The sequence below is a fragment of the Enterococcus rivorum genome (assembly GCF_001742285.1).
In the GTDB taxonomy this organism is placed as follows: Bacteria; Bacillota; Bacilli; order Lactobacillales; family Enterococcaceae; genus Enterococcus_L; species Enterococcus_L rivorum.
Genome location: NZ_MIEK01000039.1, coordinates 1 through 25,368, shown reverse-complemented (window position 1 = coordinate 25,368; position 25,368 = coordinate 1). Strand labels below are relative to the sequence as shown.

Genomic DNA, 25,368 nt, shown 5'->3' with positions numbered 1-25,368 from the left:
GGAAGGCGGACTGATTCAGTAGGTCTTTAGACCAAGGCCGGTAAGAGCGGGTTCCACCCGCAGAGCAAACCACCCGTTCTCACGGGTGGTGCTGATTTATTGTTTTTCAAGCTACTTAAATCAAAAAAAGAATAACCGAATTGTTGATGAGAAGACTACGTAATATGGTATTAAAGGAACAGTCTACAAAATTGAGGTCTCCTTTTGTAAAACCACTTATTCGTTAACAGGAATTGGGGTATACTAATGGGACACTCTTAATCTGCTTATACTTTAAAGATTGTAGCATAAAAATAAACTTGCGCTTTTTAATATTTAACAGTTGAATCTAAAAATTTGAAAAGCCTATCTAATGTACATAAAAAAATAGACACTAACTAGTTTCGAATTACGCATATAAAAAGTTCACTTGGAATATATATATCTAAATCCATTGACGATGATTGAGTTCTTATTAAAGTAAAATATACTTAGGATGTTTCACGTGAAACATTTTTTGACTGCGTTATTCGCTGAAAAGACAAATTTATGCTAAAATATTCTTATTGTAGGATTACTGGGGGAGTTAAACATGCGCAAGGGAAGAAAAGGACGAATTATAATCTCTGTATTCATTCTCTTTGTTATACAAGTACTACTGTTTTTATTTGTATCTAACAAGGTGTTTTTTATTAGTGGGTTAGTTTTGATAAATATGTGCTTAATGAAACAAATGTTTAATTTAGTGAAAATAGTTGAAATCTCTAATACAGAAAAAATTAGAGAAGCCAGTACAATTGCTGAAAAATCAATAGACTATGCAATGAATGAAGTTCCTGTTGGGATTATAAGTTATGATTCTCAGACAAAGGAAGCTCAATGGCTGAATCCATATGCAGAGAAAATTTTTAATGATGGTGAATTGTTGATTGATTCAAAAAAAATTCAATCTTTCTTATCATCAGCAAAAAAAAGAAAAGATGTATTTAAAAGCAATGGAAAAGTTTATCAATTTGATGTGAATGAACTACAGCATACAATAACATTTAAAGACATAACTGAAGAAAGCAATCTTCATAAAGAAAAATTTGAAATGCAAACGGCTATTGGTATTGTATCAATTGATAACTATGATGACATAACCGATTCAATGAATGAACGAGAGATTTCATACTTGAATAGTTTTTTGACAACAATCATTTCAGATTGGTTAGAAGAGTACCAAGTATTTTATAAGCGAATTAACGCAGAACGGTATTTCTTTATTGCACAACTAGAAGATATAAAAAAAATGATGGACAACAAATTTCAAATACTGGATACACTTAGAAATGAAGCTAAAAGTAGAGAGTTTGCGGTTACGTTAAGTATGGGGATAGCTTATGGTGGATCAACCTTAAATCAAACTGGAAATACTGCTCAAACAAACTTAGATACTGCTTTAGTTAGAGGTGGCGATCAAGTTGTTGTAAAAGAAGCAAAAGATGATGCGAAGCCAATATTTTTTGGTGGAAGAACAGCATCTGTCGGAAAAAGAACGCGTGTTCGTTCTAGAGCAATGAGTACTGCTTTAAAAGGAATATTATCTGAATCAGCAGATGTTTATATAATGGGGCATCGATTTCCAGATATGGATGCCATTGGTTCAGCGTTTGGAGTCGCTTGCCTAGCAAGATTTTATGGCAAGAGAGCTTGGATTGTACTTAATGAAAATGAGGTTATTCCTGATGTAGAACGTGTGATGGAGCATCTGAAGAAGTACCCTGAACTACAGCAACAGATAATAACGCCTAAAGAGGCCATTAAGAGGAAAACAGATAGTAGCTTGTTAGTTATGGTGGATTATCACAAACCGTCGCTATCGATCTCTCAGGAGCTTTATGAACGCTTTGAAAAAGTAGTTATTATTGACCATCATCGACGTGGAGAAGAATTTCCAGCCAAGCCGCTGCTTGCGTATATTGAATCGTCGGCGTCTTCTGCTTCGGAATTAGTTACAGAACTAATTGAGTACCAAAGTAATGCTGAAAAGAAGTTACAAAAAATAGAAGCAACATTGTTATTGGCGGGTATTGTTGTGGATACGAAAAGTTTTAGTGTTAGAACGACTGCGCGTACTTTTGATGTAGCAAGCTATTTAAGAACTTGTAGTGCTGATTCTTCTTTAGTACAATATCTATTAAGTTCAGATTTAAATAGTTACTTAGAGATGAGTGGGCTGATTTCTAAAAGTGAATATATTACAACAGATATTGTTGTAGTTGCCGGTGAGGAAAGCAAAGAGTATGATAGTGTTGTTGCAGCTAAAACTGCGGATACTTTGATGTCAATGTCTGGAATCAATGCCTCTTTTGTTATTACTAAACGAACGGATAAACAGATTGGAATTAGTGCTAGGAGTAATGGTATAATTAATGTTCAATTAATTATGGAAAACTTAGGTGGCGGAGGACACTTTACAAACGCTGCCGTGCAATTATCTGGTAAAACAATTGCTGAGGTAAAACACTTATTACTGGAAGCTATTCATCAAAATACAACTGAAATGTATGGGAAGGAGTGAAAATTATGAAAGTAATTTTTCTAAAAGATGTTAAAGGTAAAGGAAAAAAAGGTGACGTTAAAGAAGTTCCAACGGGTTATGCGCAAAATTTTCTAATTAAAAATGGTTATGCCAAAGAAGCGAATAAAGGCAGTATAAGTGCTCTTGAAGGGCAAAAAAAGGCGCAAGAGAAGCATGAAGCAGAAATTCTAGAAGAAGCAAATAAAATGAAAGAATTTCTTGAAAAAGAAGAAACTGTAGTAGAAATTAAGGCAAAAGCAGGAGCAGATAGCCGTTTATTTGGTGCAATTCCTTCTAAACAAATTGCTGAAGGTTTAGAAAAACAATATAAGGTAAAATTAGATAAAAGAAAAATCGAATTGGCTCAACCGATTCGTTCATTAGGTTATACAAAAGCGCCAGTAAAATTACATTCAGAAGTCACTGCAGTTATTAAAGTTCATGTTGTAGAGGAATAGAAGAGTGTAGCGGGTCAAGTTTTGGAGTAGCTGTTCTATTTATTAAACCAGTAGCGCATAATCCAAAAGACCACTCATTTGCATTTTCTAAAGTCTATTTTTTAAGTAACCAAAGTGAATGTATTTTGGCCGTGAATGTACCTCTTAAACAGTAACCCTCTGTATAAGAGAGTAGTAAGAAGTTATCTTCGTTCTATCGTTTATAAAAAAATTAAGAGTCTGTAATAAAACGATTTTAGTTTTATTACAGACTCTTTCTGTTCGTTGTATCAAAAGATAGCTAGTTAGAGCGCAAAGATAGAGGCAATCAACATCGTCCGTAAAACGTTTGATTATCATTATTATCGTAGCACGAAGGATATCGTATGCTAAATGGAAATCTTTAACCACGCGTTCCAACAGATTGCCAAACACTTTATTTGGATTCGTGAAGAAGAAATCAGCAAAACTATTAAAATAGGGTGAAAAAGGATAGAAGATCAATCTTGTAGCCCTCGCCCTTTTCATCTAATCAAATTACAAAATAGGATAAATCTCGATCAAAAACTACTTCAAGAAAATCTTTATTTTTTTTATAAAAAAGCATTGGTACCCATAGTACTCCTAAAAACAGAATAACCATTAATAGTTTTAAAAAATAATTATTTGGAAAAACAATCAAAAAAAGAGAATCTCACTTAAAAAAATTCTCTTTTTTCATATCCCTACAATATTTTTTAATGTCTATATTTTACTGGAATCCAAAATTTCTAACAAGAATACCAACATAGTAGTTATAATCAAACTGAGGATTGGGATTGATAAAGCTTCTACATTAAGCAATTTGGATACGATTGATAGATAAGTACGACCGTTAAATACCTAAAGTTATAAAGAAAGATACAGGATTAATAACGGTCTATTTTTTGGACGCTAATCCATTTTTCTGTTGTGAACTTGTCTATTACCCATTGACCATTGAATCTTCCAACGCCTGAATATTTTTCCCCACCAAACATTACATGGGGTTCATGAGTAATGGATTGATCGTTCACATGAGCCATCCCAGAATGTAATTGTTTAGCCAACTCTAAACCTTTGTATAAATCCTTCGTAAAGATACTATTACTTAAGCCGTATTCAGTGTCATTAGCTACTTTGATTGCTTCTTCTTCATTTTTTACTGTAATGATTGAGCAAACTGGAGCGAACATTTCACATTTTGCTGCACACATATCATTTGTTACATTGGAAAGAATCCAAGGGTGAACAACACTTTTTTCAATTTTTCCTTCTAACTCGACTTTTGCTCCAGCTTTAATGGTCGCTTGTAAATTTTCTGCTACTTTCTGTGCTTGTCTTTCGTTGATTAGTGGGCCAATGAATACTTCTTCATCTGTAGGATCTCCTACCTTTACTTCTTTAGAATAGGCAACAAAGGACTTAATAAATTGGTCGCGTACATTTGGCGTAACCAAAATTCGATTGATTGCCATACATATTTGTCCTTGATGCGAATAAGCGCCAATAACGGCTGCTTTGGCTGCTTGATCCACATCGGCATCCTCTAAGACAATCATAGCCTGATTCCCACCAAGTTCAAGAGAGACATCTTTTAATAATTCACCTGCCACTTTTCCAATATGTTGTCCAACTTCTGTTGATCCAGTAAATGAAATTAGTGATGAAGTTGGGTGAGACACAATGTAGTCTCCTATCTCTGACCCACGCCCTGCAACGACGTTAATCACGCCTTTTGGAAAGCCTGCCTTTTCAAACATTTCCGCTATTAGAAATGCTGAGCCAGGTGTTTCGCTAGAAGGTTTTACTACAACAGTATTTCCACAGGCAATGGCAGGCACTATTGAACGCATAGAGAGCAACAAAGGAAAGTTGAAAGGAGCAATCACGGTAATGACACCTTTAGGTATTTTGTAAACATAATTATCTTTTCCTAACACATTAGAAGGCATAATTTTACCATTCATCATCATATGATAGGCCATAGCATCATCAATAACCTTTAATGTATCTCCATACTCAAAGGCAAATTTTGCTTTAGTTCCACCGCTTTCTTCACACAACAAGTCAAAAATTTCCTGTTCCATATCTGCCACAATTGTAGCTAATTTTTTTAGATAGTCTTTACGCTCTTCTGGAAGTGTTTTGGCCCACTGGATTTGGGCTATTTGCGCTGCCTGGTAGGCATCATCTACATCCTGCTGACTTGCCGCTTGATAGCGATAAATGAGTTCTCCCGTAAAAGGATTGTAATTCTCCATCAAACTAGTGCTAGTACCTTCTTGCCAAACCCCGTTAATAAATTGTTCTGTGTAGTGCTTCATTCCTTAGACTCCTCCTTAAAAATAGTTATTGATAAAAAATTATTTTTAGTATAGCATACACCAAATATAAAAGAAAGCGCTTTCTTTATATTTTTAATAAAGTATCTATAAAGGGAGTAGCAGAAGTTACCAAAAAATTTAATTATCTTTAGCTAAAGAGGTTGAAGCGTATTAGATGCCAAAACGAATTCAGCTGACCTTAAATAATTAATCATAAAGAGCAGTTTTAAAAAGGAGTACCTTTTGGTCTCACTGTCTATTTTTGCTAGTAAACTTGCTCATTTATTAATAGAGTTTCCTGGAATTATCCCAAAATAAAAAACCAGAACGAAAAGTAAAATTATTCGTTCTGGTTAATCTTCAATTTAGTTATTTGTTTTTAGAGTGAGTAAAAAATTTTTCTCGAATTAGGACTGCTTAATCTTTTCAGATACAAACAAATAGATTAAGAAGAGCAAGAAAAATACTAGAATAAAATTGCTACAGATTATTAAAAAGCTGCCCAATTCATAATGAATGGAAAATTGTTTTTGGATAGCAATAAATTCTTCTTTAGAAATCATATCTGGATCTTGCACAGGCATTAAATTAAGGGTCAAAATGATTCCCGTCAATCTTACCAATAGAAAGAAGCCTCCAAGATAAAATATAGATTTTTTAACCAAGCGATTTCTCCTAACTATTTTTGCAGTTTTAATTATTCAATCGTTTCCATCGAAGCAACAATCGCTGTAGCCAGCTCTTCCAACTGTGGCAGGTTATTCTCTTTCACAGAAGAAGAGATTTGAACAGGTTCTCCTACAATTTCAAAGTTTTTAGGATTATCAAAGTAGGCTTGCATTGTCTTTAAAGCTGTTCCTCCCCAAGTCGCATTTGATAAGAATGAAATTTTTCGTTTTTGTAGGTTCATGCGTATTGCTTCTCGGATGATAAAGTCCATCTTATACATTAAATCACCATTGTAATTTGGTGAAGCGAAGACGATATTTGAATAAACCCACATATCAGATACCATTTGCGAAATATCAGTGTTTGAAATATCATACAGTCGGATATTTTTAACGCCTTTTTCAGCTAGTAAACTTGCTAATTTATCTGCAGCATTTCCTGTGTTACCGTACATCGAACCGAAAAGAATTAGAACGCTCTTTTCTTCAGCTTCATAATTTCCCCATTGCTGATAACGATTGGTAATGTATTGAATGTGTTCTTCACTTCGATAGACAGGACCATGAAGCGGCAAAATCATTTTTACAGGTAAATCCCCTATTTTTTTAAGGGCTCTTAAGACATTGGCGCCAAACTTCCCAAGAATATTCACGTAGTAACGACGACTTTGATCAGCAATTCGGTGTTCAAAATCAAGTTCATCAGTGAACATATTCCCATCCAGAGGAGAGAATGAACCAAAAGCGTCTGCGGAAAATAACACGCCATCCTCACTATCATAACTAAACATTACTTCTGGCCAATGTACATTGGGCTGTAACATAAACTGTAAGGTTCTTTTCCCTAACGTTAATGTATCTTTATCTTTAATTAGATGATAATTCTCTTGAACCTGTATATCATAAAATTGTTCTAAAAACTTAAAGGTCGTCTTATTTCCTACCAACATTACTTCTGGATAGCGTCGAACAATGGCTTGAATATTGGCACAGTGATCAGGTTCCATATGGTGAAGAATGAGATAATCTAAATTTCTGCCATTTAATGCGTGAGCAACATTTTCCAAATAAACTTCACTGACAGAAGAATCTACCGTATCCATCAAGGCTGTTTTTTCATCTAAAATAACATAAGAATTGTATGACATCCCATGATCTAAAGGAAATAGATTTTCAAAAAGTCTAACGGTTCGATCTGTGGCACCAACCCAAATAATGTCTTCTTTAATTGTTCTTGTATTATGCATAACTTCTCCTTTTAGTGAAAGCGTTCACTTTCTCTTTTTTATTAAGTATACCAAAAAAAAATTCTTTTTTAAACAAGATATTTTAGAATGACTTTAAAAAGTGCAATTATTAACAAAAAATTTTCATTTTGAAGAGTATAAAAATAGTGAGACCAATTTAATTCCAAGCTTGTCTAAAGTATATAAAATATAATTTAACGATTATAGCTAAAAAAATTCGTAAATAAGGTGGGAGATTAGAATAGATCATTTTGTTTCATGTGAAACATTTGTTCTTACTAAATTAACAAAAAAAGAAAACGCTTGCTTTAAAATGGTTGTATGGGTAACATAGAACTATATTTAGGGTGGACTAAAAAGGGGGAGTTAGATGAGCAATTTAGCACAAATTAAAGTTGGCGAGATGGCTAGAATCAAAACAATAGAAACAGATAGTGGAATGAAAAGAAGGCTATGGGATTTAGGAATGACGAAGGGAACGCTGATTGAAGTAGTTCAAGCGAGTCCTAGTGGGGATCCCGTTGCATATAGAGTTAGAGGAACAATTATTGCGATTCGTAATTGTGATGCAGCTAAAATTCAAGTGGTCGCAAAAGGAGTTGAAATGGATGACTAAAGAATTTGAATCGCAGGAAAAAGAAGAGGTGACGCTGGAAAATACAGGAACTGGTGAAGCAGTGATTGCTTTTGCTGGAAACCCTAATGTGGGGAAAAGCTCACTATTTAACGAATTGACAGGAATGAGACAACATACAGGGAACTGGCCGGGAAAAACCGTTAGTTTTGCTCAAGGAACTCACTTATTTAACGGAGTCAATTATCGCTTGGTGGATTTACCAGGAACGTACTCTTTGTTAGCTCATTCAACGGAAGAAGAAGTAGCGAGAGACTTTATTATAGAAGCAAATCCCAAAGCAACGGTTGTTGTATGCGATGCAACAGCGTTAGAGCGGAACTTGAACTTAGTTTTACAAATCATTACCATCAATCCTCATGTGATTGTTTGTGTTAATTTATTAGACGAAGCGAAAAGAAAACATATCGACGTTAATTTAGAAAAATTACAAACACTTTTAGGTGTTCCAGTCGTTGGGACTTCTGCTGTCAAAAAAGAAGGACTGACTTCACTTATGGAACAGGTTGCCTTAGCTGCTAAGGGTAAAGTTACTAGTAATCCCTATATTCGACAGTCTCTACAAGGGTTTGAGAGCGAAGAAGACCAAGTAGCCGCCTTAATGAATCGAGCGGAAGCGATTACCAATGAAGTGGTTACTTATCGTGATAAAGAATATGATAAAAAAGATCGTATGTTGGATCGATTTTTAACAAATAAAATCACAGGTATTCCTAGCATGTTGCTTTTATTGTTTTTAGTTTTTTGGATTACGATTGAGGGAGCTAACGTCCCTTCTGAGATGCTCGCTTCAATGCTATTTAGTTTTCAAGATAAGTTAATGGAGTGGACTACTATCATTGGCGTTCCGACTCTTATCCAAGAGGTACTAATTTTAGGGGTTTATAGGACATTGTCTTGGGTAGTATCGGTTATGCTGCCACCGATGGCAATTTTCTTTCCAATGTTTACCCTCTTAGAAGATTTTGGTTACTTACCACGTATTGCTTTCAATTTAGATAAGTATTTTCAAAAGGCAGGAGCCTGTGGCAAACAAGCTTTGACGATGTGTATGGGATTTGGCTGTAACGCAGCTGGTGTTGTGGGGGCCCGCATTATTGATTCTCCGAGAGAACGACTAATTGCCATTATTACCAATAATTTTGTTCCTTGTAACGGCAGATTTCCCATGCTAATTGCGATTATCGTCATGTTTTTTTGCAGGAAGTAGCACATCGTTAACTGGGTCTTTGTTCTCCTCACTAATCTTAACTGGTGTTATTTTATTGGGAGTTTTAACGACCTTTTGGGTTTCTCAGTTATTGTCCAAAACAGTATTAAAAGGGATTCCTTCTTCATTTACACTAGAGTTACCGCCTTATCGAAAACCTAGAGTGGGACAAGTGATTGTTCGTTCTATTTTTGATCGTACGTTATTTGTTTTAGGAAGAGCAGTACTTATTGCGGCTCCTGCAGGTCTTCTTATTTGGGTGATGGCGAATGTTCAAATAGGGGACGTAACTATTTTAAAACAAGTTTCTAATTTTCTAGATCCTTTTGCCCATTTAATGGGATTAGATGGCATAATTTTACTAGCATTTATTTTGGGATTTCCGGCAAACGAAATTGTGATTCCGATTATGATTATGGGTTACATGGCTTCAAGTACTTTGGTAGATTATACTTCATTGGAGTCATTTAAAGAATTATTAGTCGCAAATAATTGGACATGGCTTACGGCTGTTAATACGATCCTCTTCTCTCTGTATCATTGGCCGTGCTCAACAACATTATTGACAATCTATAAAGAAACAAAGAGTAAAAAATGGACGGCATTATCCTTTCTTGTTCCAACGGTGATAGGGATTGGGGTAACGATGCTGACGACATTGATCGTTCATTTGTTTAATTCACTTTAAAAAAATGATTTTTTTATCAATTATGTAAAAAAGATATTATTAATATCGACTTTATTTGTTTTTCGTGCTAAAATTATTTATATATTTTAGTAAAAAGGAGAAAAATATGAGGAAAATAGTGCGAGTTGTTTTTTTATTCTTTATATGTGTCAGTGTTGTTTCTTTCAGTAAAGTTGTCAGAGCAGAGGAAAGTAATCTAAGTAGCAACAACACCAGTGAATCTTTGGAATCTAGTGTAGCACCACTAGTACCTGCCGGGAATAGAGCTGTGGTAAGTAGTAGCTTAAGTCCTGATAAAACCCTAATTAATGATGGAGACGAAGTTACATGGACATTGGAAGTACTAGCGCCTACAAACCCAGCGTTTGATGATTTTAAATTAGATAAAAATCTTCCAGCAAGCGTAACCTATATTTCAGAGAGTACGATATTTAATGGCGTGTCAGCACCAGATAGTATAGTTTGGGGAAGTGGTGGGCCTGCAAGAATAGGTGATGCAATAATTACTTTTAAGACGGTTATCACAGGGGCTCCTGGTGAAACAGTCACAATTTCAATAGTAGGATCAGATGCATCCGTTTCTATATTTTCTGCTGAAGCAAGTGTAACCTTGAACGGAGGAGGTTCAACAAGTGATACAAGTTCCTCTACAAGTGAAAGCACCAGTCAAACGTTCACAACAGAAACAACCAATTCAACTGAATCCATAAGCACTTTAGAAAACACTACTCCAACAACAGCGACTGAAGTGGTTAATAACACAACAGACACAGGAACGACTAATAAAAAAACCTTACCTAAAACAGGTGATCGCGAGAATAACTATTTATTTATGCTAGGTATTTGTTTATCTTTTGTTGGATTATTCGTTCTATTTAGAAACTATAAGAAAATAAAAGAATAAATTTCCTTTGATTAAAAAAGAAGAAAAAAAGTTATGAGATGGATAGAAAGATTTGTAAAAGAGGTTTAGGGAGTTCCTAAACCTCTTTGATCTTTTTTATAGAAGACATCTATCGAAAGGAACCATATAGCATCATCTACAACAAAGTGTTCTTTGTATATGATTAGTCAGAATTATGTTAAAATAAAGATGAAAGAGGTGATTACGATGTCAAAAAGATATGAAAATATCCTTGTTGCAGTTGATGGCTCACACAATTCTGAAAAGGCTTTCTCTGAAGCGTTAGCAATCGCAAAGGAACAAAAGGCTCACTTGTTTATTGTTTGTATTATCAACGAAGTAGAAATTGCTTATAGTGCCTATGCTTATTCTAAGCTATTAGCAGAGGAAAAAGAAAATGTTGAAAAAGAGTTACTGAAAAGGGTCTATGATGCAAAAGAAATGGGAATTCAAGAGATAACGCCTATTGTAGAAATTGGTAATGTGAAAGAACTATTAACCAAAACACTACCAGAGCGTTATAATATTGATTTATTGATTGTCGGTGCTACAGGAAAAGGAGCAATCCAAAGAATAACAATCGGCTCTACAGCAGCCTATGTCGTAAACCATGCACCTTGCAATATAATGGTCATCAAGTAGATAAGAAAGTAGCAAGTTTAAGCTAAAATGACTTCACCAATAATCACCTAAGGGATGATTTTGGAGAAGTCATTTTTTTAAAGGAACCATAGTTAGTTTTATTACTGAAAAAAATTTACAAAAACCTATGAAATAACCAAAAAAATCTACACAGAATAGTCATAACTATTCTGTAACATGTACATATACCAACAAAACAACCCGACTAAAAGACTTTTTCATTTTTAACTCCTTTCCCGTTCTTGCTGAGAACGGGTATTTTTTTGGAAAATACAAATTCTTATTTACTTCACTATTTTTCTATGGTATTATTTTTTTAACAATAAAAGTATTTTTTACCTAAAATTTTCTTCAGAAAAAGGTTGCTAAAATCAACCTTTTTCTTTTTAAAACAATAAAGGTAAAAAATACCTAAAAGGAGCGGATGATAGTGAGAGAAAAACTAAAAGGAAACGATATTGCTTTATTTTTTGGAACTTGGGCACCAATGCACTTGGGACATATATCAGCTATCCATCAAGCAAAACGATCTCATGATGGAGTGATCCTAATTGCCTGTGGGAGAGAAAACGATCGTGGAGCGAAAATTGGTTTAGGTTTAACGAAAAGGTTTCGCTATGTTAGAGAAACCTTTAAAGAAGATGAGCTAGTTCATGTTGTGAAAGTCGATGAAACTGGGATTCCAGAGTATCCTGAAGGGTGGAGTCAATGGTTAGAATTAGTAGAAGAACAAGTACAACAAAACCTTGTAGATAAAGTAGATATTACTATTTATGTAGGAGAAAAAGAATATGAAGAAAAATTAACTATTTTAAGACCAGATTGGAAAGTTGTCAGGATAAATCGAGAATTATTGCCTATTTCAGCAACCAAAATTAGGGAAAATCCTATGAAATATTGGCGACAAATAGCGAAACCTTTTAGACGTCATTTCAGTAAAAATGTTTTAATAGCAGGCTCTGCTTCTGGTGGAAAAACAACGCTGGTTAAAGATCTTGCAAGAAGTTATGGAAGTAGTTTCTCATTAGAGTACGCTAGATATTATCAGAAAAAATATAATGTATTAGATGAAGAGTTGAATGGAAAAGATTATACGTATTTGTTAGCGAATCAGTACCGTCAAACGTCGAATGAAATTGAAGGTAGTGGAAACAATGGCTTAGTCATAGCAGATACAAATAGTACAGTCACAAAAGCCTATATGGATTGGTATTTGACTACGGATAAAAAAATGGCTGAAAAGCAAGGGAAAATGCTTATAACAGAATCTGAGAAAAAGGCATTGGATTTGCAGTATGCAACGACGATTGAGCAAGAGAAATGGGCATTGATTTTGATAATTCCACCAGTAACCAGATACATTGACGATCATTTTAGAGATATGACAATGGCAGAGGATGCTGTTCGTTGGGCATTCCATGAACACCTAATAACGTTGTTTAAAGAAGCGGGTTTAATGGATAAAGTGGTAGTACTGGAAAGTGTGCCGACTGAAAGCGACCCGCAAGGATTTTATGGTCGATATACAGAAGCACAAAGAATAATAAAAGAACGATTAAACTTATCTATTTGGGATGGACAGTAGATAAAATTTGAATAGGAGTGAATAATATGAATAAAGTAGTAGAAATTAGAAGTTGGTTGGATACCAGGATGGATCGAGAATATTGGGAAGCGCTACGGCTTCATTTGAAAGAAAATATAAATAAGCTAATGGAGAAAGCAAAAGAATTAGGTGTTCATGGTATATTTAGAGCGTTATTAGAAGATATCTTTCTTGGTTGGAAACCATTAGAGGTAGTCTATTTAACTATATTAGTTGGGATTCAATTAGTTGTCTATTTGAATCAACCGGATAGTTTTGTAGGAATGATAGCGGGGGTAACAGGAATTATTAATGTCATTTTCGTAACGAAAGGAAAAGTTAGTAATTACTTATTTGGTTTAATTAATGTTAGCATCTATCTGTATTTAAGCATTGATAGTGGATTTTACGGGGAAGTAATTACGTCAATTTATTTTTTACTAATGCAGTTTGTAGGAACATATTTATGGCTGTTGAACGTTCAACAGAATCAAAAGACAGATGAGAAACATCATTTTATTAAACCTAAAAAGTTATCTGTATTAGGTTGGGTCAAGGCAATTTTTGGGATGACAGTTATCTGGGGAATATTTGGTTTTATTTACAAAAGTATTGGTGCTAATAGACCTTTTAGAGATTCTGTAACAGATGGAACAAATTATGTAGGACAGTGGTTAATGAATGGTTCTTATTCAGCACAATGGCTTTTCTGGATGGGAACAAATGTGTTTAGTATTTATCTGTGGTGGGGTGCTAGTCTAGAAATGACTGTTATGTATTGGGTATTTTTGATAAACTCTATTGTAGGTTATATTCGCTGGACAAAGGAAGCGAGAAAAAAAGAATAGAGAATCAGGTGATAAAATAAATGAAATTTAAGAATATTCAGGAAGAAAAAAAATATTATGAACAGGAAGCATCTCAAGAAGAGTTTTTAAAATGGTATAAACATCAGGATCTACCAACATATGAGAAACCTTCTGTTACGGTAGACAATGTTATTTTAGGATGGCAAGATGAACAAATAAAGCTTCTATTGATTCAAAGAAAAGCGAATCCTTTTAAAGGAAAATATGCTTTACCAGGAGGATTTGTTGATAAAAATGAGGATACATTAGAGGCTGTCATTCGAGAAGTTAAAGAAGAGGTTAGTATACAGTTAGATAGTGATTGTATAGAGCAATTAAAAACGATTGCTACACCTAATAGAGATCCTCGAACTTGGGTAATCACAGTTGCTCATCTAACGTATCTTCCTTGCATGAGTCAAGTACAGATCGTTGCGAGCGATGATGCAAAAGAAGTAGAGTGGGTTTCTCTAGCTGTTAACAAAGCTGGGCAGATTAAACTCGATGGAAAGCATGGGTTAATTGATTTAAATCAATTAGCTTTTGATCATGAAGAGATTATCAAAGAAGCTGTTATCAGGATAAAAAATCGCTTGAATTATGCTCCGACCATTTTGAAAATATTGGGGTCAACGTTTACACTGACTGATGCTAGAAAGGTGTATAGTAAATTTTTAGGACTTTCGTTAGAAGAGTTAGATAATAGCAATTTTAGAAAAACGCAAGGCAAATTTTTTGAAGAGCTGGGATTTGAGACTAAGCCGACGAAAGGTCGACCTAAAAAAATTTATCGATTGAAATAGAAATGCTTTAATTTAAAATTTACTAAGAGTTAGAGGGGAAACTCATCCATCGATAAGTCTCCCCTCTATATTTCTTTTTTATTATAGTAGTGGGCGAGGCATAAGTGCTTAGCCTTCAGAAATTTGTTGCTGTATTTTCATCGCTTATTCGTATTTAGGGAGTGAAATAAAAATAGTTTTTAGTTTTATTACTCTCATTTTCCTTATTTATGCATCTAACTGTTTGATTAACTGTCCAAGAAACTTACTTGGAGCAAGAACTAGCTGTTCTAACTCTTTTCGCTTCTTTTCCTGTTTTAAGCGTTGTAGCTCTTTAGTAAAAGTAATATGAGTTTCGTTCAATTTAGCAATTTTTTCTTTTTGTTCATTGATTTTCTTTTCTTCAGCTTGTTTTTGCTCTTGTTCTTTTTGCTCAGGTGTTTTTTCTTCTAGGGCATCATATTTTGTCAGTTCATATACTTCAATTAGTTTGTTGATTTTCTCAGAATACTGCACATCTGTTGCGTATTTTCCTGTTAGAAAAGCAGTTGCTTGGGTGTAATCAGTGGTCTCGCTTTTCCACGTTCCTTTGTAAAATTCAGAATTTCCAGACAAGCCTTCTTTAAGTAACTTCGCATAATCCTCTAGTGATTCTTTGTAGGAAGGGTATTGACGAAAAGCGGAATCGATTGTGTAAAGGTTTCCTTTGCCATCGTCTTCTTGTGTCTTCATCGTAACAGAACTACCTTCGTAGCTGCCTTTAATTCCAAATAAATTGTAATAAGGAGCAACAGAAAGCCCACTATTGCCTGATCCAGATTCTAAAATCGCTTGGGCAATCATGACAGAGGCATACAAATCTTTTTCGTGTGCTACTTTTCGAGCTTGTTCACCGATACTTTCAATAAACTGATCCGTTGTTTGATTTTTTACTATGACAATTTCCTCTAAGTTTGCAACCGTTGTGTGTTCAACAACTGGAGTACCCTCTTTCTCTGGATCAACGGAAGGAACATGATTGGTACCTTGCGATTGATTCCCTGTTTGAGGAGTTGTTGGCTGTGATTCAATAGTGGCTGACGAATCTGTTGTTTCTTCTCCATTAGAAGGTGTGGTAGTCTCAGAGGAGCTCTCTGTTCCACTACTAGATTCGGTGGTAGAACTTTCAGTTGTTTCTTCCGTGCTGATTGTCCCTGAATCCTCTGTGCTAGGAGCTGTTGTTTCTAATGAACCAGTCCTTTCAGTTGCAAAACTAATTGCAGGTGAGAGCGATGTTCCTAATAAAAGACTTGCTGCCAATAAAGGTAATAATTTCTTTTTCATGTAGTAGACCTCTTTCATTTTTAGCTTTTTTTTCCTGTTACTTAATAAATACGCAATAAAGCGTGAAATTTTTTTATTCTAAAAACTCGATTTTCTTTTTCTGTACGAATGCTAAATGCTAATACTTAATTATAAAAAGCTACACATGGTTTTTTTAGAATAATGAACTCTAAAAGAAGGAACCAATTAATAGCTATTAATCTCTAGGATTTAATTTATAATTTATATTAAAAATACAGCATTTTAAAAACACGAAAAACGTTATCAAATCGAATTCACAAAAAGAATAAATTGCATTATATAATATTCTACACTATTTCGTTCCAGCTCTCTACAATTATTTTAAAATAATGAAAAAAATTTAAAAGAGTGAGATGAGAAAGAGATGGCATGCATAAATTTAAGGCAATAATTTTAGTAGCAACATAGTGCTATTCTGTAATTTTCAAGTTTTTCCTTGCTGATTAGTGGTAGTTGACATTATTCTCCTTCTACTTGGAAGTTTACAGGCATAAAAAATTCGAAATTTCTGTATCTAGGCTCATTTTCAGCAGGTTCCATAGAGAAAAACATAGGTCCTGTCTTATAAACTCCCTCTTGAAATTCAATACTTCTTAACAAATCAAATCCTTTGTTCCAATCATTTTCTTTCATAGTAGCTTGATATCGAATTAAATTTTTCATAATAAAGGGTAAACGCTCAAATTTCATCTGTTGTCTCCTTCTTTCCCTCATAAGTTTCTAAATATGTTTCAGGAAATCTTTTTCTTAGGTAATAAAGCATGTACAGAAAAGGTAATTTTCCAGCAACTACCAACCCCATAATAATCATAGCAATTGTCATAAACGATCCCAGTCCATCTTCTCCACTATTAGAAAACATGATAATAAGAAAAGACAAACTTGTTACACCAGGTGTTAGTAGTTGAACGATTTCTGCAGTTCGCTTCATATTGGTTACCTTCTCCTGGTTTTCACGATATAAGCCTTTTTTAATACTGAAAATAATCACTAGACTAGAAATGAGAATAGTCAAAAGTTCTAAAACGAACAGTATGGTACTGATTAGAACTAGTTCACGCTCATTAAAATTACTGTAAAAAAAGGAGTTACTTCCTCCGGCTAAGTTCATTATATAGCCTCCTAAAACAAGTAGGTTTATAATATTAAAAAGTCCCCAAATAAATAAACGACCTTGCTTTAATTCATAATTTTTTATTTTTGTCTTTTTTCTTATACTAAGAGTTATACAAAAAATAGTATGCAGAATTAATGAAGTAAAATAAAATAGATAGACAATTGGCTTTATAGAGTAAAATATTACATTTATTTGTTGATTTATATAGAAAAACATTAATGGGTTTAAAAAGATAGAAATTGCTGTCATGACTTCGAAAGCAGATAAACCTTGACTGTTTTCTTCAAAAGAGACTCCAAACATATAAAAGTCTTCTATTTTAGATTTTTTTAACATACTTTACTCAATCCTTCCTTATTTTGTAAGATTAATGGAGCTTGGAAAACGTTCATTATTTTTGAATCCTTTCTTTTTTGAGCATTTTTTTAATATTTTCATCAAGGTATTGTTCTGGGAATTTGAATTTTATATAGGCAACAATTAAGAATTTTGCTGTAGTCCACGAGATTATTCCAGCACATATAAAAAAGAAAAGAAATAGTGTGAAGGAGCTCTCTATAAAACTGCTTAATCCTAAACCAATTAAGGCGATAGATATACTGTTGCGCTGAACTTTAGATAGATTTTGTATCATATTCATGCTTTGTTTTTGTATTTTTCTTCTAAGTCTATTACATAAGCATCATTTTTATGGGTTTTTCCTGAACTTATTTTAATAATGTAGTATGTCAAAGATAGTGTAAAAATAAATAAAGGAAAAAGCAAAATGAAATTAAAAATTAGATATTGTTGCTCTTGAGAAAAGTATTGGAACAAATAAACAGAGTATTCAAAAATAATCAAAACATATGCAAGTAGCAAAGATGATATACTGGCTAAAAACCAAATTATTGATTCGTATATCTTTTTACTTACAAATAGAAACGAAAATAGATAAAGAATAAAAGTAGTGAAAAAGAATAAGGAAAGACTTTTAAGTAGCATTGTAAATGGTATTATATTATCTTCTGAATTAACGTTTAACACATAGAAAAACATTATTGGGAAACAAACAATGGCGATGTTAATAATAGTTTTAGTAGCTTTGACACTTAGAATTTGTAATCCATATTTGATTGATAAAATAAAATAGTAAAAATCATCTGCTGTTTTTTTCAAAATAAAACATCCTTTAAAATTATTTTAGCCAAAAACTGGAGTTTAATTTTATCCCTCAATGTTCATTAGAATTGTCCACCTTCTCTCCATTGATCTTTAAATCAATTATGTCGAAACTCAAATCATTTACTTTGTTTTCTTTAAGACTCTCTATATATTCTATGGGCATAGACATTGTTACGGAAAATGAAATGAAACCATTTGTTGGAAGTTGAAGAAAATCTTCATCTGAAAAGGAAATAGTTGTTGGTTCTACAATGTCAATATTTTTAAGTTTAGGTAATCCTTCAATATCAATAGATGAAATCTTGGTGTTAGTATTATTTATTAAGAAATAGTTTGTTCTAATAGTTTCATCAGTTGGGTTGTATTGTATTCTAAAAGGAAGCATATTTATTTTTTTAGTCTTATCAATTTTATATTGGTACGTCTCAAAATTCTTAACTATAGTACTGTCAAAATCTTGTAAATTGTTTTTTATTGTCTCGCTATCTTTTTTTTGAAAATTCGCAAAGTAAAAATGGTAATCTCCGATAGTATATCCATCATCTACTATATTTTCGTAATTTTTTGAGAAGCTTTCTTCTTGTTTGACTTTTTTTAACCCAGTAGCTTCTTTTTTGAGGGAGCATGCACTAAAATTAAATGTCAAAAAAATAAATGAAGCGGTGAATACTAATTTTTTTTTCATAGATATCTTCTAACCTTTCTTAATTAATGACATGTATCACTTTTTGTGATTTTTTAATTATGGATTAATGTCTTTTTTAGTTAACAGTTCTGAAAATAATTTACTTGATAGTTCAAAAGGAATCATTTAACAAAATAGATTTAAAAATAAATCTCTAATTTGAAAAGTACTCGCCAACGAACTTACTATTACAGCAGAATCCAAAGAGAGGATTCTACTGCAAGGTAAATTAATTGCTAAATTATTTTACACGTAAGGTATCAGATTTTTTGTTTATAGGGTTAAACATTACTTTTTTTTAACTCTTCCTTATATTCTTTAGATTTTGATCCGTACCAGTCTTTTTTTGAATAGCCATACTGTGTTCGGTATGTTTCTTGGTTTTGGTTTATTTTTTTCAAAAAGTGAATCGTTTTAAATCCATAATCGTATACACCTATTGAAAGAATAATTAAGATTAATGGCATAAAGCTAACTATGCTAGACCAGAAAAGATTTTTCAGATCTTTTAAACCTTCAAACAATGAGCTAGCTACTAAATTTATGCCCCATAAAATTGCAACAATTTTAACGATTTGTTCGGTTTTTTTCTTACTGAAAAAATTAAATAAATCAAATTTTTTATTTGAATAGCTATAAATAATTATAAAGATAGATATAGTAAAAAAAAGCCAATTTAAAATTCTCAAAAGTGGATATTTAATGAAAAACTGAAAAGCTATTATTATTTGGTAGTAAAATATACCATAAGAAAAGCTCAAAATGATATTGTTAAAAAGAATAGATTTAATTTTATTTCTATTTGCTAATAAGACTAATAGAAATAGAAGTAAACTAGTTGGTATAATTAATGAGTATTCTAGACTCGTTATGTTCCAGCCATTGCTCTTTAGCGAAGCTTGTTCTGCCAAATTGATAAAGGCTGTAGGGAGCATTGTTAAGGAAAAAATAAATATTGGAATTATAAATATCATTTTCCACCATTTCCAATTATCCACAGTTTGTATATAGGGTTCTATTTCTTTATTATTCATAAATTTAGCTGAACCAAGAACTGGCTAGCTTCCCCCCTCCAGAAAAGAAATTAGACACATTTTTTCCCACACTTTTTATTTTACCTACACCTTCCTTAACGCATTCACCTGCTTTTATGACCTTATCTTCAACAAAATCTACAGCTTTATTTGCTCCATTCTTGAGAGCATCTATTCCTTTAACATATATATATATGGAGCTATTGCTTGTTCTTTAGCTCTTCTTTGTACATTTTAGATTTAGAACCATACCAGTCTTTTTTTGAGTAGCCATATTTTATTCTGTACTCTTCAGAATATTTTTTTACATAATAACCTTCCATGACACTTTCTATCATAGCGAATATGAAGGCTATTACAAAAATTCCCATTAAAGGTGAAAGGGCTATAAACACTTTTTGTATGAAACTATAATCAGAGGGGGTACCTGATTTAGAATAAAAAAATACTCTGAAAAGAAATAGTAGAATAATTATTATAGAACCATATTTTTTAGCAAAAAATTCAAATTTTTGATAGTAATCTACTAATTTGTTTTTGGTCATTTTATTATGATATAATGCACTAACCATTTTTTTATTTAAAGAAAGGTATCTATTGATTAAAAAAAGTACAAGAAGTATCAGATAAATAAAAATCAGCCAAGGTATTCCAGTTATTCCGACAGAAATACTTACAAAAAACAAATAAAAGGAAATGGAAAATGGGAAAGTAATAATGCACATAGTTTGGTTAAAATAATAAGAGTTCAATATCGTATTATTTTTATAATCAAGGATTTTTATTAGATAATATAAAGGAGTCAGTAAAGAAAACAAGTAAATTACAATATTGAGTTTACTGGCTAACATGGGGTTAATTATAGGAGCCTCATGTTCAACCCATCTAACAAAAATAGCTAAAATCAATAGAAAGGCATTCATAATGAGAACACCAGCAGTTCTTTTAATTACAATTTTTTTAGCAGAATCTTTCATGGATGCAATGATATATTTTTCAGTAACATAGTTTTGACTTTCCTCAAAAGAAGCATTGAAAATTGTTTTTTTCATATTTTTCTTCCTTCCTAATTGAACCAATTAAGTGTAGGTGCAGTTATTTTTGGTAACCTGTCTAGTACCTTTTCAGCTTTTTTACCAAAATCAGCTACATCATTTTTGAAATTGCTTACTTTTTTTTCTAAGTCCTTTCCAACATTTGTTGCTATGGTGTTGAACTCTTTTTGAACGGATTGTCCCCAATCTTTAAATTTATCAACACCTTCGTATGCCCAATTTTTGACATTATTAGGCCAATTAGGGAATATAACTTGTGATCCCCACATCAATCCACCACCAATAAATCCACCCAATGCCCCCCAAGGACCACCAACACTTGCGCCTATCAAAGCGCCTTCTACAGGACCAATACTAGTAATTCCATCAATCACACCACATGTTACAGATTTTCCTAAATCTTTATGTGTCGCCTTACCTTCTGCATTATAGGCATCAAAAGCCGAAATACCTGCAGTTACACCAATTGCAGCCCATGGAGAGGTAACAACTGCACCTAACTTTGTTCCAGCAAACTTTGTGAGTATTTTTAACGGTTTTAATTCAGCAACAGTTTTAACCCACCCTGTGAATTTTTCAGTAGTTTTTGTGATAGTCCAACCCTTGTCAGCTATAAATGTCATTACATCTAAGACACCATTTTGAATTTTCATTGGGGCCTTACTTAAGAAATCTACAAACTTTGGACTATCAATAAGGATATCCATAAACTTAGCAGGTAAGTTTCCAGCTTTTTCTAGAGAAATCATTGCCGACAAAAATAAATCTTGTACTTTGGCATTTTTACCAATGACCTCGATAAATTGTTCACTATTCAGCAATGTTTGCCAAGCTTTTTCTGGATTTAATTTTGCTAAACGCATTAAACTTTTTACTTCATCACTACTAAGTTGGTCTGAAATTCCATTCAAAAAAGAAATAAATTCACTATTGTTTTTCTGGGTAGTAATGGAACGATTTATTGCACCCAATGCAGCAGTTACTTCGTTGCTAGCTTTTCCTTGTGCAATAGCATTAAATTTTGAAGCAAATTTTTTATCATCATCTACTACTTTATGCAATGGGTTTTGTCCATTTTCATTGGACATATATCCTAAATTTTGTAAATGTTTGTCTTGTAAAGTGCTTACTATTTTTTTTCCTTGTGTATAAGCACTACAGCCTTCTAAAAATGATTGATCTTCGCTATCCAAGTTGTTGATATTGTCTGAAACTTTTTTCAAAAAGTTTTGTTGTACATTGTCGACCACTTCTTGAACTTTGCCTTTAAATTCGTTTGATTTACTATAGTATTCGCTCATTGGAATCGTATAATTTCCTGAACTCATGCATCTCCCCACACTTTCTTTTTATTGTTAAATCTAGTTAAAACCAACTATTTGTTCCCAATGGATTTTTTTGTGCTGATCCGCTACCAGATTTTGGTAGAGTGGGTCCACTTACAAAAGGATTATTATTTTTAGAAGGCTGTGTACCAGTTTTGTTAGGTGGTAGAGACGGACCTTGAATAATTTTTTTACTATCCATATCTGCATCTACTAGAGCAGTTTGAATTTGATTTGCGTTACGTATCACAGTGTACCATGATTCTTTTTCTTTTTTTAGTTGATCTATTTTCCCTTGAAGAGCTGTCTTAAGTGCATCTGCAGCTGTTCCTTTGAAATCAGAATCAACGGTTGCTTTTGCATTTTTTAATGCGGTCATAACTTCCGAAAATGAGTTACTTACATCATTTAATGTAGTAACCAACTGTGCATGTTTGCCTTCGTCAAATTTAATTTTACCGGACATCTTAATTTTTCGCTCCTTACTTTTAGGTTGGGAAATTTGCTGACGACTCCGCTTCGCTCATTGCTTGTTGATAATCTTTCATAGCATCTGTCAAAACGTTACATTCCGCTACTAATTTCTTTTGTCCTTCTAATCTTTTGGATATTTGGCTTAACAATGAATCGTAGCCTTGCCCTTGTAAATCTTCATTAACCTCCATAAAAGCTAGAGAAGAAGATACAACTTTATCCTGATAATTATTGGCTGCAGTTTTAACTTTGGCTACTTTCTCTGCCAATCGTTCACATTCAACTTTAATTGTTGTCAAGATTTTCCCCCCTATAACATGAAATTTCGTCTAATTTTATTTCGTACACTTTCATCCATAGACATGCCATTTAATTTGATTCTTTTCTTTTGTTTGTCTTTTATAGGATCAACATCTGATATTCCAATAAAATAGGCACTGTAAGATTGGTATTCGGCATTAAATTTTGCTTGAACATAAGCAATTCGTTCGTCTACTTTGCTTAAAAAGGCTGCTCGTTTCGTGACCGCTTTACTTGTTTCTTTTTTTACTTTAGAAATATATGTTTTGTATTTATCCTTTGCAGTGCCTCCTTTCCATCCAGAGACATTCTCTGAAAAACTAGACGCATTATCTTCGATTGTACCATTAGAAATGGATGATTTAAATTGTTCTAATGCAGAAATTCGTTGTTCGTAGTTCATCTTTTTTCCTCCTAAGAAAGGTTAGTCAATTTTCTTTTTAGGGATGTCTAACCCACTTTCCCATTCTTCAAAAACAGTCAGAAATCGTGTCTCATCTTCATCTTTAAAGCCTTCAAATAGCACTTGATCTATATTTTCTGTGTTAAAAAAAATAGTTTGATTAGGATCTATGCCTTCTGGATATGCACAGCCCATATAGTCTACAAAAACTTCTGTATTGCTCTCTTCATCTTGATACACAACACCCCGTCCAATCACCATTATTTTTTGGGTTCCTTCTTTTAAATAGACAATTGTTCCTAAGCTGTATAATTCTTTTGCCATTTTTCTTCCTCCTAGTTAAGTTCTATTTTAGAACGTCTATAAGTTTTTTATAGACGTTCAATTTTTATCGACTCATTTTTATTTTTTGATACGTATTATTGATAAAGTAATAAGCTTCATCTATATCTAGTAGTGGTTCATTTGCTTGATACGGTTTCTCATAAATAGTTTGGTCAGCTTTTCTCATTGCAACAATAGCTTGTTTAGCATTAGATTTAATAAATTTCGGTATTTGATCATAGGACATTACGTAACTGTAAGGTGTACAGAGAATTAGTTGAATTCCGACTTTAGGTGCTTTCTCATAAATAGTTTTAAAGTCTTCTTCTTTGATTCCTGATGCTTTGATAAAAGTGTCTAGCTGATCAATCATAATGATAAATGAATCGGATACATCTTCTTGTTGTCTGCGTTCTATTTCTGCCATTACCATTTCTGAAAATTGTTCAATTTGATTATCTCCTGAAATATATGTTCGTACCTGATCTTGGTAGGAACTTAAAGTATTTTCAGAATCGATAACCATGGTTTTCACATTACTCATATGAACCAGGGTTTGAACCATTTGGGTTCTAAGTAATTGAAGAACTTCATCTTTGTCACTAAAGATGAGCAAATTTTTCATTCTGCTTAGATCTGCTGATACTGCTTCTACGTTTTCAAAATCAATTCCTAATGGAATCAAATTATTATCGATAGCTCTCTGTACAGATTTCTTCTTCTTAAAGGCATCAAAGTAAAGCACTTCCGGTACCATCGGAATCTCTTCTGGTCGTCCGCCTGTCCAGTATTCGTCCATTTCTTTGACTTCGGCTTGGATGGCTTCAATGATTTGGAGTGTGTCTTCTCCTTCAGCCGGTAGGGCGGTTTGGAAGCTTTCTGGTTCGTCTAGCTTGATTAAGCCACGTCCTGGTAAGTCTTCAATGGTTAAGTTGGTTCTACCAACAATCGCTCTTGGTTCCGAATCGTCAATCAGCTTCAAGGCGATTTGGGTTTTGATGTTGCTGTAAAGGTTCATTCTTAGAGAGTTTTGACGTCCAGCCGAGATTAGTAGGTGAACCCCGATTCCTGCCCCTTCACGAGCCACTTGCATGATGACTTTCTCTAAAGGTTCTTCAAATTTTGAGCCTTTGAAGCCTTCGTAGCCATCGACTAAAATCATAATAATTGGTTCTTCATTGCCACTGGCACGTTCATACATATCTAAACTAGCTACGGCGTATTCACTAAGTAGCTTTTTACGACGTTTTAGTTCATCGGTAATTCTTCTGGTAAATTTCACAATCTTTTCTTCTTCGTCAATACTCATGGTGTCTGCCACATGAGGCAAACGTTTCAATGGTAAAAGTCCGTTGGTTCCGAAGTCTAACAAGTACAGGTTCAAGCGTTCTGGATTATGCACTCTGGCTAAGTCCATCGCCACCGTCTGCATAAACATACTTTTTCCATACCCTGGACTAGAGAAGACGGCCACGTGTCCTTCTTGGGTTAAGTTCAATTCAAGGGTTTCTTGGGCCTGCATACTTGGGATATCCACTAAACCAATCACAGGTTTCAAGGCTTGTTTTTCCGTTGCCCAAGCTTCTTTGAAGTCCACATCATGAAGCTCAC

Annotated in this window: 26 protein-coding genes; 10 read left to right on the top strand and 16 right to left on the bottom strand. The window is 33.4% G+C overall.

Features of this window, described 5'->3' with window-relative positions:
* Positions 1 to 571: 571 nt before the first annotated feature.
* Together BCR26_RS12760 and rplI are read left to right on the top strand one after the other, a co-directional pair.
* Positions 572 to 2,542 carry a DHH family phosphoesterase gene (locus BCR26_RS12760; RefSeq protein ID WP_069699381.1) on the top strand — a complete coding sequence of 657 codons (1,971 nt, stop codon included), beginning with the start codon at positions 572 to 574 and terminating at the stop codon, positions 2,540 to 2,542.
* Positions 2,543 to 2,547: 5 nt separating this feature from the next.
* A complete protein-coding gene (gene rplI, locus BCR26_RS12755) occupies positions 2,548 to 3,000 on the top strand; it encodes a 50S ribosomal protein L9 (protein WP_069699380.1) in 453 nt (150 codons plus the stop codon).
* Positions 3,001 to 3,887: 887 nt separating this feature from the next.
* Here rplI and BCR26_RS12750 read toward each other — a convergent pair.
* From BCR26_RS12750 to BCR26_RS12740, 3 genes are all read right to left on the bottom strand, one after another.
* Entirely contained in the window at positions 3,888 to 5,324 is a 1,437-nt protein-coding gene (locus BCR26_RS12750) for an aldehyde dehydrogenase family protein (RefSeq protein WP_069699379.1), read from the bottom strand.
* A gap of 407 nt (positions 5,325 to 5,731) precedes the next feature.
* Positions 5,732 to 5,947, bottom strand: a complete 216-nt coding sequence (locus BCR26_RS12745; protein WP_139124949.1) for a hypothetical protein — start codon at positions 5,945 to 5,947, stop codon at positions 5,732 to 5,734.
* Between the two features lie 74 nt (positions 5,948 to 6,021).
* Positions 6,022 to 7,239 carry an FprA family A-type flavoprotein gene (locus tag BCR26_RS12740; RefSeq protein ID WP_069699377.1) on the bottom strand — a complete coding sequence of 406 codons (1,218 nt, stop codon included), beginning with the start codon at positions 7,237 to 7,239 and terminating at the stop codon, positions 6,022 to 6,024.
* A 370-nt stretch (positions 7,240 to 7,609) separates the two neighbouring features.
* Here BCR26_RS12740 and BCR26_RS12735 point away from each other — a divergent pair, with 370 nt between their 5' ends.
* From BCR26_RS12735 to BCR26_RS12705, 8 genes are all read left to right on the top strand, one after another.
* Positions 7,610 to 7,855 carry a FeoA family protein gene (locus BCR26_RS12735; protein WP_069699376.1) on the top strand — a complete coding sequence of 82 codons (246 nt, stop codon included), beginning with the start codon at positions 7,610 to 7,612 and terminating at the stop codon, positions 7,853 to 7,855.
* Positions 7,848 to 9,083 carry a ferrous iron transporter B gene (locus BCR26_RS18800; RefSeq protein ID WP_209591823.1) on the top strand — a complete coding sequence of 412 codons (1,236 nt, stop codon included), beginning with the start codon at positions 7,848 to 7,850 and terminating at the stop codon, positions 9,081 to 9,083. The genes BCR26_RS12735 and BCR26_RS18800 overlap by 8 nt, the downstream gene beginning before the upstream one ends.
* Complete coding sequence (locus tag BCR26_RS18795; RefSeq protein WP_342669761.1) at positions 9,049 to 9,771, top strand: nucleoside recognition domain-containing protein; 723 nt, start codon at positions 9,049 to 9,051, stop codon at positions 9,769 to 9,771. Before BCR26_RS18800 ends, BCR26_RS18795 begins: the two co-directional genes overlap by 35 nt.
* Positions 9,772 to 9,877: 106 nt before the next feature.
* Complete coding sequence (locus tag BCR26_RS12725) at positions 9,878 to 10,675, top strand: LPXTG cell wall anchor domain-containing protein (protein ID WP_069699375.1); 798 nt, start codon at positions 9,878 to 9,880, stop codon at positions 10,673 to 10,675.
* A gap of 207 nt (positions 10,676 to 10,882) precedes the next feature.
* Positions 10,883 to 11,317, top strand: a complete 435-nt coding sequence (locus BCR26_RS12720; RefSeq protein ID WP_069699374.1) for a universal stress protein — start codon at positions 10,883 to 10,885, stop codon at positions 11,315 to 11,317.
* A 424-nt stretch (positions 11,318 to 11,741) separates the two neighbouring features.
* Positions 11,742 to 12,902 (top strand): AAA family ATPase, encoded by a 1,161-nt coding sequence (locus BCR26_RS12715; protein ID WP_245341891.1) that lies wholly within the window; start codon positions 11,742 to 11,744, stop codon positions 12,900 to 12,902.
* Between the two features lie 26 nt (positions 12,903 to 12,928).
* Positions 12,929 to 13,750 carry a nicotinamide riboside transporter PnuC gene (pnuC, locus tag BCR26_RS12710; RefSeq protein ID WP_084387132.1) on the top strand — a complete coding sequence of 274 codons (822 nt, stop codon included), beginning with the start codon at positions 12,929 to 12,931 and terminating at the stop codon, positions 13,748 to 13,750.
* A gap of 20 nt (positions 13,751 to 13,770) precedes the next feature.
* Positions 13,771 to 14,553, top strand: coding sequence for an NUDIX domain-containing protein (locus tag BCR26_RS12705; RefSeq protein ID WP_069699373.1), 783 nt, complete (start codon positions 13,771 to 13,773; stop codon positions 14,551 to 14,553).
* Between the two features lie 207 nt (positions 14,554 to 14,760).
* On the opposite strand, the gene BCR26_RS12700 is transcribed toward BCR26_RS12705, so the two are convergent.
* The 13 genes from BCR26_RS12700 to BCR26_RS12635 form a co-directional block, all read right to left on the bottom strand.
* On the bottom strand, positions 14,761 to 15,855 hold the full coding sequence (locus BCR26_RS12700; protein WP_069699372.1) for a glucosaminidase domain-containing protein: 1,095 nt from the start codon (positions 15,853 to 15,855) through the stop codon (positions 14,761 to 14,763).
* Between the two features lie 480 nt (positions 15,856 to 16,335).
* The gene (locus BCR26_RS12695; protein WP_211272303.1) at positions 16,336 to 16,539 is read right to left on the bottom strand and encodes a hypothetical protein; all 204 of its coding nucleotides are present in this window, start codon (positions 16,537 to 16,539) and stop codon (positions 16,336 to 16,338) included.
* 16 nt (positions 16,540 to 16,555) lie between these two features.
* A complete protein-coding gene (locus BCR26_RS18350) occupies positions 16,556 to 16,987 on the bottom strand; it encodes a hypothetical protein (RefSeq protein ID WP_139124948.1) in 432 nt (143 codons plus the stop codon).
* Between the two features lie 642 nt (positions 16,988 to 17,629).
* A complete protein-coding gene (locus BCR26_RS12680) occupies positions 17,630 to 18,151 on the bottom strand; it encodes a hypothetical protein (protein ID WP_069699368.1) in 522 nt (173 codons plus the stop codon).
* Between the two features lie 55 nt (positions 18,152 to 18,206).
* Complete coding sequence (locus tag BCR26_RS12675) at positions 18,207 to 18,842, bottom strand: hypothetical protein (protein WP_069699367.1); 636 nt, start codon at positions 18,840 to 18,842, stop codon at positions 18,207 to 18,209.
* A gap of 281 nt (positions 18,843 to 19,123) precedes the next feature.
* The gene (locus BCR26_RS12670; protein ID WP_069699366.1) at positions 19,124 to 19,876 is read right to left on the bottom strand and encodes a hypothetical protein; all 753 of its coding nucleotides are present in this window, start codon (positions 19,874 to 19,876) and stop codon (positions 19,124 to 19,126) included.
* 200 nt (positions 19,877 to 20,076) lie between these two features.
* Positions 20,077 to 20,928 carry a hypothetical protein gene (locus BCR26_RS12665; RefSeq protein WP_069699365.1) on the bottom strand — a complete coding sequence of 284 codons (852 nt, stop codon included), beginning with the start codon at positions 20,926 to 20,928 and terminating at the stop codon, positions 20,077 to 20,079.
* Positions 20,929 to 20,942: 14 nt separating this feature from the next.
* Positions 20,943 to 22,259, bottom strand: coding sequence for a hypothetical protein (locus BCR26_RS12660; protein WP_069699364.1), 1,317 nt, complete (start codon positions 22,257 to 22,259; stop codon positions 20,943 to 20,945).
* 37 nt (positions 22,260 to 22,296) lie between these two features.
* The gene (locus BCR26_RS12655; RefSeq protein WP_069699363.1) at positions 22,297 to 22,722 is read right to left on the bottom strand and encodes a hypothetical protein; all 426 of its coding nucleotides are present in this window, start codon (positions 22,720 to 22,722) and stop codon (positions 22,297 to 22,299) included.
* A gap of 22 nt (positions 22,723 to 22,744) precedes the next feature.
* Positions 22,745 to 23,029, bottom strand: a complete 285-nt coding sequence (locus BCR26_RS12650) for a hypothetical protein (protein ID WP_069699362.1) — start codon at positions 23,027 to 23,029, stop codon at positions 22,745 to 22,747.
* An 11-nt stretch (positions 23,030 to 23,040) separates the two neighbouring features.
* On the bottom strand, positions 23,041 to 23,433 hold the full coding sequence (locus tag BCR26_RS12645) for a hypothetical protein (RefSeq protein WP_069699361.1): 393 nt from the start codon (positions 23,431 to 23,433) through the stop codon (positions 23,041 to 23,043).
* A 21-nt stretch (positions 23,434 to 23,454) separates the two neighbouring features.
* A complete protein-coding gene (locus BCR26_RS12640; protein WP_069699360.1) occupies positions 23,455 to 23,757 on the bottom strand; it encodes a DUF4176 domain-containing protein in 303 nt (100 codons plus the stop codon).
* Positions 23,758 to 23,821: 64 nt separating this feature from the next.
* A partial coding sequence (locus BCR26_RS12635; RefSeq protein ID WP_281186562.1) for an FtsK/SpoIIIE domain-containing protein occupies positions 23,822 to 25,368 on the bottom strand: 1,547 nt, incomplete at its 5' end.

Bases quoted from the DNA above. Each gene is read 5' to 3' on its own strand.
- BCR26_RS12760 (WP_069699381.1), top strand. From the start codon at position 572: ATGCGCAAGGGAAGAAAAGGACGAATTATAATCTCTGTATTCATTCTC.
- rplI (WP_069699380.1), top strand. From the start codon at position 2,548: ATGAAAGTAATTTTTCTAAAAGATGTTAAAGGTAAAGGAAAAAAAGGT.
- BCR26_RS12750 (WP_069699379.1), bottom strand. From the start codon at position 5,324: ATGAAGCACTACACAGAACAATTTATTAACGGGGTTTGGCAAGAAGGT.
- BCR26_RS12740 (WP_069699377.1), bottom strand. From the start codon at position 7,239: ATGCATAATACAAGAACAATTAAAGAAGACATTATTTGGGTTGGTGCC.
- BCR26_RS12735 (WP_069699376.1), top strand. From the start codon at position 7,610: ATGAGCAATTTAGCACAAATTAAAGTTGGCGAGATGGCTAGAATCAAA.
- BCR26_RS18800 (WP_209591823.1), top strand. From the start codon at position 7,848: ATGACTAAAGAATTTGAATCGCAGGAAAAAGAAGAGGTGACGCTGGAA.
- BCR26_RS12725 (WP_069699375.1), top strand. From the start codon at position 9,878: ATGAGGAAAATAGTGCGAGTTGTTTTTTTATTCTTTATATGTGTCAGT.
- BCR26_RS12720 (WP_069699374.1), top strand. From the start codon at position 10,883: ATGTCAAAAAGATATGAAAATATCCTTGTTGCAGTTGATGGCTCACAC.
- BCR26_RS12715 (WP_245341891.1), top strand. From the start codon at position 11,742: ATGATAGTGAGAGAAAAACTAAAAGGAAACGATATTGCTTTATTTTTT.
- pnuC (WP_084387132.1), top strand. From the start codon at position 12,929: ATGAATAAAGTAGTAGAAATTAGAAGTTGGTTGGATACCAGGATGGAT.
- BCR26_RS12705 (WP_069699373.1), top strand. From the start codon at position 13,771: ATGAAATTTAAGAATATTCAGGAAGAAAAAAAATATTATGAACAGGAA.
- BCR26_RS12700 (WP_069699372.1), bottom strand. From the start codon at position 15,855: ATGAAAAAGAAATTATTACCTTTATTGGCAGCAAGTCTTTTATTAGGA.
- BCR26_RS12695 (WP_211272303.1), bottom strand. From the start codon at position 16,539: ATGAAAAATTTAATTCGATATCAAGCTACTATGAAAGAAAATGATTGG.
- BCR26_RS18350 (WP_139124948.1), bottom strand. From the start codon at position 16,987: ATGAACTTAGCCGGAGGAAGTAACTCCTTTTTTTACAGTAATTTTAAT.
- BCR26_RS12675 (WP_069699367.1), bottom strand. From the start codon at position 18,842: ATGAAAAAAAAATTAGTATTCACCGCTTCATTTATTTTTTTGACATTT.
- BCR26_RS12670 (WP_069699366.1), bottom strand. From the start codon at position 19,876: ATGAATAATAAAGAAATAGAACCCTATATACAAACTGTGGATAATTGG.
- BCR26_RS12665 (WP_069699365.1), bottom strand. From the start codon at position 20,928: ATGAAAAAAACAATTTTCAATGCTTCTTTTGAGGAAAGTCAAAACTAT.
- BCR26_RS12660 (WP_069699364.1), bottom strand. From the start codon at position 22,259: ATGAGTTCAGGAAATTATACGATTCCAATGAGCGAATACTATAGTAAA.
- BCR26_RS12655 (WP_069699363.1), bottom strand. From the start codon at position 22,722: ATGTCCGGTAAAATTAAATTTGACGAAGGCAAACATGCACAGTTGGTT.
- BCR26_RS12645 (WP_069699361.1), bottom strand. From the start codon at position 23,433: ATGAACTACGAACAACGAATTTCTGCATTAGAACAATTTAAATCATCC.
- BCR26_RS12640 (WP_069699360.1), bottom strand. From the start codon at position 23,757: ATGGCAAAAGAATTATACAGCTTAGGAACAATTGTCTATTTAAAAGAA.